This window comes from Veillonella sp. T14073-2 (genome assembly GCF_002959875.1).
GTDB lineage: Bacteria > Bacillota > Negativicutes > Veillonellales > Veillonellaceae > Veillonella > Veillonella infantium.
Genome location: NZ_PPDC01000003.1, coordinates 39466 through 53846, shown reverse-complemented (window position 1 = coordinate 53846; position 14381 = coordinate 39466). Strand labels below are relative to the sequence as shown.

Below are 14381 nucleotides of genomic sequence, written 5' to 3'. Positions count from 1 at the left end.
AGATGTGTATAAGAGACAGATATTATATATATAACAATATATTATATATATAACAATCTAAACCTAGGGAGACTTATATGTTTAACAATCCATATGAAGCACCACAAGAGCTTGCAACAGGAGGTCATGTAACAAAAGAGTTAAATTCCGTTACCGTACACTTTGATGACATCCATTATTCCTTATCTAGTGGTCAACTCAATGGCGGATATCACCATACTTTGGCCGTACGAAATCAGCAACTGACGTATCAAATTGAAACAGAAAAAGATTTGCCTGGCGGCTCTGTAGCAAATTATTTAGCACAAGAGTTTGAACACATCGATACACCTGTTCATTTTAGTACAGCACTGCTCACCTCTGCTACAATGAACCTTCACGCGTACGCTAAGGTTGAAGAACACGATACGATTGTAGAGACCATCGTTACTGCAGGCTATGAAAAAACGGCCCATCGTGCAGGAACAGGCTATTGCTACGAGGAGCGAGATGGTAGTTTTATAGTACCTGGTACCATTAATATTCTTGTCTTTACAAACAAGGCATTAACAGATAGTGCCATGGTGAAAGCCATCATGACAATTACGGAGGCTAAAACCGCAGCCCTCCAAGATTGGGGTGTTGAAAGTGTACGCCTCTATCCATTTATTAACGAAGATATTCCTGAAGCAATTACAAAAGAACGCAAGACTTCTGCTACCGGTACCTCTACAGATGGTGTGGTTCTCACTATCGATACCAATGGTGATGTGTTAACAGATGCAGGCTCCTTCTCCCTATTCGGGGATACATTAGCTAAGGCTGTTTATATAGGTATACAACGAGCCTTAGAAAATGCTATTGGCGCCGAATAAAAAATACGCATTCTAGGCGAAATAAAAAACCGCACATCCTAGGCGATCGGGATGTGCGGTTCATTGTATATAAAACTGTTACACATAGTATAATACTTGAAAATGAATGTCAAATTAAGATTTGAGAGTTTTTCTCAAATCTTTTTTTGTTTTCTAATTAATATTCATAGAAGAACTGTTGTAACTTTTTAAGATTTTTAGTTTTTGTAAGCCCCAGCATCAATAAGATACGAGCTTTTTGTGGGCTCAATGTATCACTTACGAGATAGCCTGCTAGTGCATCTTGTGGTACAGCAGATACCATGCCACTCCCTGTACGAGAGGCACGTACAGTTGGGAATGCTGTATTTTGTGTTATTTGACGTACATTTTGAGGAATTGTACCATGACCCAATCCAGTCAAGATGAGCCCATCAGGATTAGTGGCAACTACACTCATTGGCACCATGTCATCCATACCGCCATAGCAAGTCAAAATGACTACACGAGGCAATTCCTTAAGGTCATGTACATCAAAGATGGATCCTTTCGTATGACGACGAATAGAGGCTTTATAATAATGAGCTACACCATCCTGGACGATACCAAGATGCCCTACTAATGGACTGTCAAAGGTAGCCACATTAGTTGTATTCTGTTTGGACACATCACGGGCCCCATCAACATAGCCATTTAGAACAACAAGTACACCTTTACCTACAGATGCAGGTGTTCTTGCCACTTGAATCGCTTGTAACAAATTAATAGGACCATCTGCACTGATTGCCCCAGCAGGTCTCATCGAGCCAGTAATAACGATAGGTTTATCTGTATGAACAGTAAGATTAAGAAAATAAGCTGTCTCCTCCATGCTATCTGTTCCATGAGTAATAACAACACCGCCTATATCCTCTTGATTTACTAATTCTTGTACTAACTTAGATAAATCCAACCAATGCTGGACAGTAATATCGGAACTTTCAATATTACTAAACTGAGTATATGTATATGGACCATATGGTTCTGTGCCTGGTACGGAGTCTAAAATTTCATCGAGGCCTAATACACCTGCAGTATAGCCCGTCAAATCTGTATCGGATGCACCTTGTCCAGCAATTGTACCACCCGTACCAATCAACGCAATTTTTGTCTCCATATTACCTCCATCATAAAATACATAAGAAATAGTAAATCTTTTGTTAATCAACATTAGCATGAATTAGACTAGCTAAAACAAGTCCTCTCTCAACATTGTGGGTGAAAGGACGGCATCAATTCTAATTTATGCTTATTAATACGATTTAAATAATCAATACGTTCTTTCGTTTCAAGATTTTCTATCTCTCCAGTTCTAATATATCGATCTAATACAGCATAGGTAAATCCTAATTTATCCTCATCAGATAGACCGCTGAGTCCATCACTAGGCGTCTTATCTACAAGATATTTTGGAATATCAAGTAATCGACCTATTTGGCGCACCTCTTCTACGACAAGATTGGCAAGAGGACTAAAATCCCCAGCACTATCGCCATATTTTGTAGAATACCCGACATAATCTTCAGATCCATTACATGTATTAGCTACGCGTGCCCCATTTGGCAAATTTTGCCCTATTGCATATAGCGTTGTCATGCGAAGACGCGGTGGTGTATTAATTCCTGCATCCTTGGATATATCAGATCTACCAGTAACTGCTTTATAACCTTCACCTTGAATGATAGCGTTCGTCAAAGCTTCATAGGCAGTTCCAATATTCACTATGATATGTGGAATCCCCAAATGTGCCACTACAGCCTTAGCATCATCGATATCAGACTGAATTCCATTCGGCATAAGAACACCTACTACGCGTTCTGCCCCAAGGGCTTCTTTACATAAAGCAGCCACAATTGTGGAATCCTTACCACCTGAAACGCCCACTACGGCGCTACAGCTAGGCCCATTTTGACTAAAATAGTCTCTAATCCATTGAACGAGAGCCTCTTTTGTTGCTTCTGGATTGTCTAACATAAGCCCTCCTACTTCTTCCGGAAAATACGATTTAATAAATCCATTTTCATTTGATAGTATCCTGGACTCATATCAAGGTAATGGCGATGTGGATTTTCAAAGCGCTGTTCTTCTAACCAAATTTCGCGGTCTAATTGGTCTTTAACGTATTGACGAAGCTCTTCTAATGTCGGCAATTTTACGATAAGCTTGCCATCTTTAATAATGAGTTGTTTCATCTCTTTAAAGGTGCAATTTTCAAAGTACAATTCACGCCATGGTTGTTCTGGATCGATATAACGATATGGTTCTGTCGTATCTGGCACCTCTTCTAACAATGTTAATAAATCTGCAATGGCACGCCCTTTATCATTGTATACGCGATACACCTTTTTAAAACCTGGGTTCGTAATCTTTTCAACAGATTCAGAAATCTTGATGCGAGGCTCCCACAAACCATTCTTTTCAACACCAGCAATCTTGTATACGGCCCCAAATACAGGGTCACTCTTAGAGGTAATCAGTCTTTCACCTACACCAAAGATATCAATGGGACCACCCTGTCCCAATAAAGAGGTTATTGTATATTCATCAAGACTATTGGAAGCCATAATTTTGCAATCTTCTAAGCCTGCCTTGTCAAGCATACGACGCGCTTTTTTAGCTAAGTAAGCAAGGTCACCTGAATCAAGGCGTATACCTTTTAAGCGTTTTCCCATAGGTTCCAATACCTCTTTAGCTACTTTAATAGCATTAGGAACCCCAGAGTTTAATACATCATAGGTATCAACAAGGAATACCGCTCCATCCGGATACACTTCAGCGTAAGCTTTGAAAGCTTCGTATTCAGAATCATGATACATAACCCAGCTATGAGCCATGGTTCCACTCACAGGAATACCAAATTGTTGGCCCGCTAAAACAGTTGCCGTAGACTGTACCCCACCAATGTAGGCTGCTCTCGCACCATATACAGCGGCATCCACATTATGAGCTCGACGAGCCCCAAAATCGGCTACTACACGCCCATCCGCAGCACGAACGATGCGATTAGCCTTTGTAGCGATAAGGGACTGATGGTTCATCATAGTTAGCACTGCAGTTTCTACGATTTGTGCGTCTATGAGAGGGGCTACGATAGTTATAACCGGTTCGTTTGGATAAATAATCGACCCCTCTGGGAATGCATATACATCACCAGTAAAGGAGAAGTCTTTTAGATATGCCAAAAATTCCTCACTAAAAATACCTTGGGCCCGTAAAAAATCGATATCACTTTCATCAAAGTGTAGATTTAAAATGTACTCAACGATTTGTTCAAGACCACCAAAAATGGCAAAGCCACCCTTATCTGGATTGCGTCTAAAGAACACATCAAAAGCGACGCGATCCGTATTTTCATGTTGTGTAAAATAGCCGTGTGCCATGGTCATCTCATAAAAATCCATAAGCATACTAATATTGCGACTGTCGTGTTGCATCGGTTCACCAACCTTCTAAAATCTAATGGATTTAATTAATCGTTAATCGTATACCCTCATTATACATTATTATTTCTATATAGCTAGTACATACATATACTACAGTTTCCATAAACTATCCTAATAATCATTCTTGTGATATAACTATATATATACTAACTATTTATATATTCCATATATATGTCTGTGAAAGTTATCACTGGAATAAATTCTTTTATTAGTATTACAAATTCAGATACTAATAAAAACACTAAGTATTCCGTATAATCAATCAACATATATATCTATTATTTACATGAGAATGAAAGGAACCATTATGGAATCAATCGTTCAAGCAAAACGCGTATTAGAAATATTTAAAGAAATGAGCCAAATTCCTCGTGAATCAGGAAACGAAAAAGGCATCAGCGATTATATCGTAAACTTTGCTAAAAATTTGGGGCTTGAGGTTCATCAAGACGATCAATTTAATGTAGTCATCAAAAAGCCAGCGTCTCCAGGTTATGAAAACCGACCTTCTATCATCTTACAAGGCCATATCGATATGGTTTGTGTACGAGATCATGACTCCAATCATGACTTCTCCAAGGATCCTATTGCAAACATCATCGAAGGTGAATGGATGCACGCAGACCACACTACACTAGGTGCGGACAACGGTATGGGTGGTGCCATGATGCTTGCCATCCTCGAAGATGATAGTCAACAACATGGACCTATGCAATTATTGTTCACCACAAATGAAGAAACTGGCATGGATGGCGCTTTCGCCATTAAAGAAGGCCAAGTAAGTGGCGATTACTTACTCAACCTCGATACAGAGGTAGAACACGACTTCACTGTTAGCTGTGCTGGCGGTTGCCATGTTCACGTAAACATTCCATTATTGCGCGAAAACAACCAACCTGGTTATGATGCAGGCTTATCTTTTACCGTAACAGGCCTTAAAGGTGGTCACTCCGGTATTGAAATCTGCGAACAACGTGCTAATGCTAACCAAGTATTAACACGTGTACTCTATGATATTCAACAACAATATCCTGTATGCTTAGCATCCTTTGAAGGTGGCGTAAAACATAATGCCATTCCTTCTAAAGCAGTTGCTGTATTATCCGTACGCGCTGAAGATGTAGCGGCCATTAAAACATTAATTGCCTACCAAGAAAAGCAATATCTCCATGAATATGGTATCCAAGATCCAGGTCTTAAATTTGTTGTAGAAGATGTCGCTACTCCTGATGTAGTATATGCAGATGACACAACAGAAGCTCTTATTACTTACATCTATCTTGCACAAGATGGTGTTCATTCTGTAAGCAAATCTATCCCAAATCTTGTAGAAACTTCTAACAACATCGCTATCGTACGCGAAAACGAACATACTATTGAAATACTCATTTCCATCCGTAGCTCCAATAGCAACAGTCTTGAATTCTTGGCTAAGAAAATGATGTTACTTGCGAAAACACTAGGTGTATCTGCAGAGCGTACTGGTGGTTATCCTGCATGGGAATATGATAAAGGCTCCAAACTTGAAGAACAAGCTATTTCCTTACATAATGAAATGTTTGATACACCAGCTAATGTAAACGCTATTCATGCAGGTCTTGAATGCGGCTTGTTGAAAGGCGTATTACCAAATACCCAAATGATTAGCTTTGGACCTACTATCGTAAGTCCACATACACCAATGGAACGCGTTCATTTACCATCCGTTGAAAACGTGTATGTATACCTCAAAGCATTGTTAGCTAAGTTACAATAAAATTACAATAAACATACAAAATTTTAAATAATGACTACATACTTTATATATAATTTGGTATACTAAAAGTAATCTAATTAGAGATTTATATAACGAATTCTCTTCCCCCCCTCCTATGAGGGCTTCAGTCAACTCTTCCCGACTAAGCCTTCTATAGGAGGGATTTTTTTATGTTTTTCAAAAAAATATAAAATTAATATATATTCAAACAAGAGTATTCATTCATATATAGAGAAATTGATAATCCCTAGGTTTTTCACAATTAATTATGAATATTAAATACATCTGTTAATATACTCATATAATGTATATAATCCATATATTTAAAGAGAATTTTAAGAATAACAGAGCTCTCATAACTATGCATATACCCTAGGATGTATTTTCTGTGTTATTCTATAGGTGTATACTGTGTTTATCTTACTCAGGAGGCACATATGATTCCTATTATTATCATATCCGGATTTCTAGGTTCGGGAAAAACAACATTTTTACAACATATACTAAAAGAACATAAACCTACAGACAAGGTTTTAATTATAGAAAATGATTTTGGCGAAACTAGTCTTGATGCAGCAAATCTTGCTAAAACAGGTGCTACTATTCGTGAAGTAACATCTGGTTGTATTTGCTGCAGCTTACAAGGAAATTTCCAACAAGCATTACTCGATATTCTTCAAAATTATGATGTAGATATTATCTATATCGAACCATCTGGGGTCAGCAAATTGAGTGAAATCATCCATACATGTGAAGATGAAGACATTGCGAAATCCGCCTATATTCACGCCTCAGTAACAACGGTGGATGCTATGCAAGCACCTATGTTTATCAAAAACTTTGGTTTATTCTTTAAAGATCAAATCACAAACAGTGACGCTATCTTCTTGAGTCACACCGAAGATGTTCAACAAACAAGTATTACAAAGCGCATGATTCACGACTTAGCGCCCAACACACCTATTCACGAAGAGTCATGGGATACCATTTCCTTACGAGACTATATTAAACGCCTCTATCACTGTCATGATGACAATTCATTACATGATGACCATCTATTTATGAGTCATACCTTTAAAGACTTGCGTACACTCACTCTATTACAATGGAAAACGATTTTAGAAGGTATGCCAGACAGTGTGCTTCGTGCTAAAGGTATTGTACCGACCACCGAAGGTCCCCATGAGTTGCAATACGGTACGCATTACTGCTCCCTAGTACCTAGCGAATCCACTGACTACAGCTTAGTCGTTATTGGTACTGATTTTAATGTGCCAATGGTACATAACGAAGTGTGTCAATCATGATACCTGTTTATATCGTTACCGGATTTATCGGTTCTGGTAAAAGTACATTCATAAATGAACAATTACAATACCGTAAAAAGCTGGGCGGCACAGCATGTATTAGTGCCGAACAAGGCTCTGTATCACTTATTAAAGATGCTTTACAACTTAGCCCTGATAAACTCAGTGCAATCACGCCTAATCAACCTGACACCTATAGTTCTATAGCAGACGAAATCGCAACCTATATTAATAAGACAAATCCCAAAGAAATATGGATTGAATGGAATGGTATGGTCAGTTTTCACCAGCTAGAAACCTTGCTATACAGTGATAAACTGCATCACATGTTGCAAATTGAAAAGGTATTATACCTTTGTACAGATCAATTCGTCGCATCGATGTTGCCTGGTTTAGGTAATGATGTAACAAGCCAATTATACAGTGCAGATTGCATCATCACAGAGACCGATACACACCATGCCTTATTACGAACCTATAATAGAGAGGCCAAGATTGTAACGGCGCCAACGCCTGAAAAGGTAGAGCAATTATGCCGCAATTCTACGTGGGGCCTCATACCAAATCTATTAGTTATCGGCATTACCGCCTATATACTTTTAGTTACCGCGTTCCGTCATGACATTCCTTACTCCATTCATCAATGCTTTGCCATCATTACAGGACTCATTGTCGAAGCGATTCCATTCCTTTTATTAGGAACTATTGGGTCAACCGTTATACGCTATTTTGTACCACAGAGCGTACTACTAAAACTATTAGGCGATCATTCTTGGAAGAGCTATGGTGCCGCCATGGTTAGTGGCCTAGCCTTACCTGTATGTGACTGTGCCATTATTCCATTATTCAAAGCACTCACAGATAGAGGCGTACCATTATCAGTGGCCCTCCTATTTATGCTCGCTAGCCCAATCATCAATCCTATTACCATTCTCTCCACTTGGTATGCCTTTCCAGATGATCCCATGATTTCTGTATGGCGTATCGTCCTTGGACTTGGCGTGGCTTTATTGGTATCATTATCGTTCCGCTTCTATCCACCTTCAAAGGCACTAATGAAAGCTAGAAATACTCAGAATCTCAGCTATGAAGAGATTTTAATAGAGTCATCTAAGAGTAAATACATCAACAAAAAAAGATTGTTAATTCATATGGAAAAAGAGTTTTCCCAACTCTTATTCTATTTTTCCATGGCTGCCGGTGTTTTATCAGTAGTTCAAGTATATGGAAAACCTTGGCTCATCAATGCGGGTATCACATTACCTATCGTGTGGGCTATTCCAATCTTGCTAGTATTAGCTTTCTTCTTCTCAATCTGTTCTACATCAGATGCTATTATAGGCAAATCCTTGAGCACCCTATTCCCTATAAGCTCAGTTATGGGCTTCCTCATCTTAGGTCCAATGCTCGATATAAAAAATGTATATATTTTAAAACAATATATGCCAACTTCATTTATACTTCGTCTCGGTATAACTATTGCAGTCATGTCTTATATAGCTGCCTTAGGTTTTCAATTCTTTGTAGGCTAATTTTTAATTATTACAATTTCAGTTCTTAATGAATATAAAAGGAGATGATTCTATGAAATTAGGACTTAAAGATCGCTTTTCCATCGTGAAAGGCGCTCTCTATCTAATCTTGGGTATCTGCTGTGTATACCTAATTCTGACGGGCCGTTATTTGAACTATATTGCACCCCGATATGAGCTACTGCTCGGCATCAGTAGCATAGCTCTCATATTAGGTGGATTAGCAACTATCATTTGGGCTCCATCCCGCTATTACAAGCACAATTTACGTTCTATCGTGCCTATTATTATCCCCGTAGTTTTGCTCATTGTTCCGCCTGTCCTAGTTCCTAATACTGGTGTTCACGGCGCGGCACGAGTTAATGATGATACGAACAATTTTGATTTTACAAATGATGCTATAGGTGAGGTTATTACTGTTAACAGTGAAAGCAAAGAGCCTGGTATTTCTAAAGACAAAAAAGAAATCGTACTAAACTCCGATAACTTCTATCAAACCATCGTAAAGGTCGGCTCTAATGTAGACCAATACAAGGACTACACTGTATATATGACAGGCTATGTAAATCGTGATGATAATACGCTAAAATCTAATGAATTTACCATCTCTCGTATGGCTATGGCTTGCTGTATCGCTGACGTCGCCCCAATCGGCATGACTGCATACAAAACAGATGGAGACAGCTTACAAAATGAACAATGGGTATCTATCGAAGGCAAAGTATCTACTCGAGACTTCCACGGTCGTGCTCAACCATATGTAGAAGTAACCAAAATAAAAACAGCAGAACCTATTTTAGGTTATGTATATCCTTAAATAAATAATATTAAATCAATAGGCTTAATAAATCTTAAAGAGATATCATTAAGCAGTCTTAAATGGATATCATTAAACAGTCTTAAATAGATATCATTAAACAGTCTTAAATAGATCTGTAAACAAATAAAACCGAGGCATAACGCCTCGGTTTTAATAAATATATAATAGTATTATATAAAGACTATTATATGAATACTATATTATCGATGTAATTCTTTAACAATTCGTTTGCCAAGAGATGCAGCAACGGCACAAAGGAAGATATCTGGGCCTACTGGGATTAAGAAGCATGTAATAATAACGGCCTCTATTCCAATTGGTTTACCTAAATACAAATTCATAATGAAGTATAGATAGATCATACCAAGGCCATATACAATTAATAGATTTAATATAGAACCTACTAATAATCGTTTAAAGGATAAGGTATCCATCGATTCGGCGATTCGCCCCACAACATAAGCACCAACCATAAAGCCAATCAAATAGCCAAAAGTAGGTTGCAAAATATAACCAGGACCGCCGCCAGAGGTGAAGATAGGTACGCCGATAAGGCCCAGTACAATATAAATGCCTACGCTAGCAGCGCCTAAACGACTACCTAAGACAATGCCAGCCAATGTGGTAAATAAGATCTGCAATGTAAACGGACAGTTAGGTAATGGCACCCGTATAAAAGCACCTACGGCAATCAAAGCCACAAATAGTGCAGTCATTGTTAACTGACGGGTGGTAATGCGAGTTTGTTTTGATACGGTAGAACTCATGGTATACCTCCATTAATAAGACAATAACAAACTACTACTTACCTAAATTAAAGCACTTGTATTTTTAATTGTCAACTATATGTATTGACTTTTAGTTAACTACATAGTCTAATACTATATATACGGCAATTTCAAGTATTTTATTTTTTTGACTATATATTATAGTTATTATCAATCATTCATAATAACTAAAAGATATACTCATCTTCATACAAAAAACTTTGAATTTCATTTTATATTCATATAATAACATTAAATTATACGTAAGTAGATTGAGTAAAATCTACTTTCACAAAACAGTATATAAAAGTACCTTATATTAGGAGGCATTCATTATGAAAAATGTTAAAAAAGTATCAAAGGTATTATGTGCATTTGGCGTTAGTACAGTATTATTAGCAGGTGTAGTTGGTGCAGCCAGCAACCATGCTTACAACAACAATAGCAACTGGAAAGGCATTGGTAGCGTAGCTCCATCCGCTCAAGCTAACTATTCTGTTGATTACATGGGCGCTGTTACAGTATTCCAACAAAACTTCCCTGGCGCTACTGTAAAATCTATTTCTTACGATGCTAAACATAACCCTTACTATGAAGTAAAAGGTTACTACAACAATCGTGAAGTAGAACTTAAAGTAGACGAAGCAACTGGTCAAATTGTTGGCAAAGAAGTAAAAGGCTATGCTAAAGCTAACAAAACTATTAATGTTCAAAACATCATCATCCCTGAAGTAGCTGAAACAAAAGCTCTTGAAAAAGTTGGTTCCGACTTCCAAACTATGGAATGGTCTGTTGAACGCGAAAACGGTAAAGTTGTATACGAATTCGATATGACAACTGGTGGCGACAAAAAAGCGGAAGTAAAAGTTGACGCTACATCCGGTAAAGTATTGAGCTCCAAAGTAAAAACTACAAAATACTAAGAAGCTCTTTTCATCTAGTGAACCCCTATCCTAACCCACTAAGATGACACACTACACATATAACACACATACTATACACACAGTATCCCAATGGATACACTCTCTAACACACAAACTAACACACAAACTTAGAGAGCCCTATAACTCACAAAGGGCTCTCCCAAAACCCTATCTCACACAATAGGTAAAGGGTCTGTGCTCACACACCACAGGCCAAACGTTACACACACTATACTCCCTTTAAAAGACCTTGGATCGTTGAATCCAAGGTCTTTTTTTGCACCACAACACAAAAAAACCTCCCTTTTAGGGGAGGTCTCTTGTATAAGTTTTATAGGTCTGATAGTTTGTGTTCTATTTCTTAAGCGAGGTCATACTTAAGAATGTAATTTATGTTCTGAAAGTTTGATCTATAGTATTTCCATATTTGGAGTAGGAAATTATGCTTTATCCAAAGCTTGAGCCAAGTCTTCGATAATATCGTCGATATTTTCAAGGCCAATGGATACACGGATCATATCTGGTGTTACGCCAGCAGATTTTTGTTGTTCTTCGTTAAGTTGTGCATGTGTTGTAGATGCAGGGTGAATAACAAGAGATTTAGCATCTGCTACGTTAGCCAAGTTGGAGAAGATTTCCAAAGAGTCAACAAGTTTAATACCTGCTTCTTTTCCACCTTTTACACCGAATGTGAATACAGCACCAACACCTTTAGGGAAGTATTTATCCGCTAAAGCTTTGTATTTGCTGTCTTCTAATTCTGGATAGCTTACCCATGCCACTTTAGGATGTTTAGTCAAGAAATCTACTACTTTACGAGTATTTTCTACGTGACGTTCTACGCGCAAGGACAATGTTTCAACGCCTTGCAAGATTTGCCAAGATGCAAGTGGAGTAATGCATGCGCCAGTATCACGAAGCAATTGAGCACGGATTTTTACAGTGAATGGAATTGGCAAATCACCATATACTAAACCATTGTAGTGTTCATCACCTTCAGAGAACCCAGGATATTTACCAGAACCTTTATAATCGAATTTACCGGATTCTACTACTACACCAGCCAATGTTGTGCCGTGACCACCAAGGTATTTAGTAGCAGAGTGAACAACTACGTCAGCACCATGTTCTAATGGACGGAACAAGTATGGAGATGCAAATGTGTTATCTACGATCAAGATAATATTGTGTTTATGTGCAATATCAGCTACTGCTTGTACGTCGATAAGGTTGATACCAGGGTTACCGATAGATTCAATGTAAACAGCTTTAGTGTTTTCATCAATAGCTGCTTCAAATTCCTCTAAGTTATCAGGATTTACAAATTTAGTTTCGATACCAAGACGTGGCAATGTAGCTGTGAATAAGTTGTAAGTACCACCGTATAAAGTGGAAGCTGCTACGATATTATCGCCAGCACTAGCTACGTTCAAGATAGAATATGTAATCGCTGCAGAACCAGATGCTACTGCGATACCACCTGCACCACCTTCAAGTTGAGCTACACGAGCATCCAATACATCAGTAGTAGGATTGCCAAGGCGGGAATAAATGCCGCCAGGATTAGTCAAGGCAAAACGGCCTGCTGCTTCTTCTGCATCTTTAAATACGAAAGATGTAGTTTGGTAAATAGGTACTGCACGAGAACCTGTTGGATCTACCGTTTGACCGGCATGTAATTGTAATGTTTCAAATCTGTATTGTTTGCTCATTATAACAACTCCTTTATATTAACTGTGAATTGAGTTCATTCTTTATACCTAGTATACTACTATGTTTTAAAAATTATGTCTACTATTAATTTATATTGTTAGACATAACTTAAAGCTATATCCAATATATCTATACAAACTAAAGCTTGCTATTCTGCAAAACTGCAAAGCGAACTCAATTGATAACAAATAAAAATCCCCTAATTACTTTCTTTATATCATCTCACACTAGAGATTTCAGCAGTAATTAGGGGATCTTCTACTAATGATACTTTAGATATAGGCACCTAAGTTCTTATCACGTTCAAATTTCATTTTTTGAATTTGTTCAATAATGTACGGAGTTTCTTGGTAAACATAATAGTTTAACCAGTTTGTAAATAATAATGTACTTACAGAACGCCAGCGTACGATTGGACGTTGTTTAGGATCATCATTAGGGAAATAGTTTTCAGGAACCGCAATGTCCATACCTTTTTTGATATCTCGTTCATATTCACGGTTGAGTGTATCCCAATCATATTCCGCATGACCAAAGACGAAGATATGTTTATTATCTAAGCTACGAACAATAGCGGCACCTGTTGGGTCAGAGCCCGCCAATAATTCCAAATCGCGGTTTTCCTTAATTTGTTGCAAGGAAACTGTAGTATGACGGGAGTGAGGCATCCAGAACTTCTCATCAAAACCACGTAAGAGTACTGGTCGATCATTGTAGATATCATGTTCGTACACACCAAATAGCTTTTCATCCATGATGGATTTATTAATACCAAAGTGGTGATACAAACCAGCTTGAGCACCCCAACAGATATAGAACGTAGAGCATACATGTTCTTCGCTCCAGTTCATAATTTCTACTAACTCAGGCCAATAGTCTACCTCTTCAAAAGGCATTAACTCTACAGGGGCCCCTGTAATAATCATGCCGTCAAAGAACTGGTCTTTTACCTCATCAAAGGTGCGGTAAAAAGTCTCTAAATACTGCTCATCTGTATTTTTTGCTTTTCGAGATGCAGTGTGTATCAAGGTTAAGTTAACTTGTAATGGGCTATTACTAAGAGCACGTAAAATTTGAGTCTCTGTAATCTCTTTAGTAGGCATCAAATTGATTAACAGAATATTTAAAGGTCGGATTTGTTGATTTTCCGCCCGTTCTGTATCCATAACGAAAATGTTCTCTTGAGCTAATTTCGTAATGGCCGGTAAATTCTTTATTACTTTAATAGGCATATTATCACCTCTACAC

The 14381-nt window shown here is 38.0% G+C and carries 12 protein-coding genes; 6 read left to right on the top strand and 6 right to left on the bottom strand.

What is annotated here, in order from left to right; all coding sequences use genetic code 11:
- The first annotated feature begins 77 nt into the window (after positions 1-77).
- Entirely contained in the window at positions 78-854 is a 777-nt protein-coding gene (locus tag VCHSUH04_RS02465) for an adenosylcobinamide amidohydrolase (protein ID WP_105085200.1), read from the top strand.
- Between the two features lie 157 nt (positions 855-1011).
- On the opposite strand, the gene VCHSUH04_RS02460 is transcribed toward VCHSUH04_RS02465, so the two are convergent.
- The 3 genes from VCHSUH04_RS02460 to VCHSUH04_RS02450 all read right to left on the bottom strand — a co-directional run bounded on the left by VCHSUH04_RS02460 (position 1012) and on the right by VCHSUH04_RS02450 (position 4306).
- Positions 1012-1989 (bottom strand): asparaginase, encoded by a 978-nt coding sequence (locus VCHSUH04_RS02460; protein WP_105085199.1) that lies wholly within the window; start codon positions 1987-1989, stop codon positions 1012-1014.
- 89 nt (positions 1990-2078) lie between these two features.
- Positions 2079-2846, bottom strand: a complete 768-nt coding sequence (gene nadE, locus VCHSUH04_RS02455; RefSeq protein ID WP_105085198.1) for an NAD(+) synthase — start codon at positions 2844-2846, stop codon at positions 2079-2081.
- Between the two features lie 8 nt (positions 2847-2854).
- Positions 2855-4306: a nicotinate phosphoribosyltransferase gene (locus VCHSUH04_RS02450; protein ID WP_105085197.1), complete on the bottom strand. Its 1452-nt coding sequence runs from the start codon at positions 4304-4306 to the stop codon at positions 2855-2857.
- Between the two features lie 316 nt (positions 4307-4622).
- On the opposite strand from VCHSUH04_RS02450, the gene VCHSUH04_RS02445 reads away from it, so the two are divergent.
- The 4 genes from VCHSUH04_RS02445 (at position 4623) to VCHSUH04_RS02430 (ending at position 9727) form a co-directional block, all read left to right on the top strand.
- Positions 4623-6071, top strand: a complete 1449-nt coding sequence (locus VCHSUH04_RS02445; RefSeq protein ID WP_105085196.1) for an aminoacyl-histidine dipeptidase — start codon at positions 4623-4625, stop codon at positions 6069-6071.
- Positions 6072-6508: 437 nt separating this feature from the next.
- Positions 6509-7378 carry a GTP-binding protein gene (locus tag VCHSUH04_RS02440; protein WP_105085195.1) on the top strand — a complete coding sequence of 290 codons (870 nt, stop codon included), beginning with the start codon at positions 6509-6511 and terminating at the stop codon, positions 7376-7378.
- Positions 7375-8910 carry a permease gene (locus VCHSUH04_RS02435; RefSeq protein ID WP_105085194.1) on the top strand — a complete coding sequence of 512 codons (1536 nt, stop codon included), beginning with the start codon at positions 7375-7377 and terminating at the stop codon, positions 8908-8910. Before VCHSUH04_RS02440 ends, VCHSUH04_RS02435 begins: the two co-directional genes overlap by 4 nt.
- Before the next feature lie 52 nt (positions 8911-8962).
- Positions 8963-9727, top strand: a complete 765-nt coding sequence (locus VCHSUH04_RS02430) for a TIGR03943 family protein (protein ID WP_105085193.1) — start codon at positions 8963-8965, stop codon at positions 9725-9727.
- Between the two features lie 203 nt (positions 9728-9930).
- On the opposite strand, the gene VCHSUH04_RS02425 is transcribed toward VCHSUH04_RS02430, so the two are convergent.
- A complete protein-coding gene (locus VCHSUH04_RS02425; RefSeq protein WP_105085192.1) occupies positions 9931-10497 on the bottom strand; it encodes a biotin transporter BioY in 567 nt (188 codons plus the stop codon).
- A 335-nt stretch (positions 10498-10832) separates the two neighbouring features.
- Between VCHSUH04_RS02425 and VCHSUH04_RS02420 the strand changes: the two genes are divergently transcribed.
- On the top strand, positions 10833-11420 hold the full coding sequence (locus VCHSUH04_RS02420; RefSeq protein WP_105085191.1) for a PepSY domain-containing protein: 588 nt from the start codon (positions 10833-10835) through the stop codon (positions 11418-11420).
- A gap of 440 nt (positions 11421-11860) precedes the next feature.
- Here the strand turns inward: VCHSUH04_RS02420 and VCHSUH04_RS02415 are convergent, their stop codons facing one another.
- Positions 11861-13132, bottom strand: a complete 1272-nt coding sequence (locus VCHSUH04_RS02415) for an O-acetylhomoserine aminocarboxypropyltransferase/cysteine synthase family protein (RefSeq protein ID WP_105085190.1) — start codon at positions 13130-13132, stop codon at positions 11861-11863.
- A gap of 273 nt (positions 13133-13405) precedes the next feature.
- Positions 13406-14365 carry a homoserine O-succinyltransferase gene (metA, locus tag VCHSUH04_RS02410; RefSeq protein WP_105085189.1) on the bottom strand — a complete coding sequence of 320 codons (960 nt, stop codon included), beginning with the start codon at positions 14363-14365 and terminating at the stop codon, positions 13406-13408.
- Positions 14366-14381: the final 16 nt, after the last annotated feature.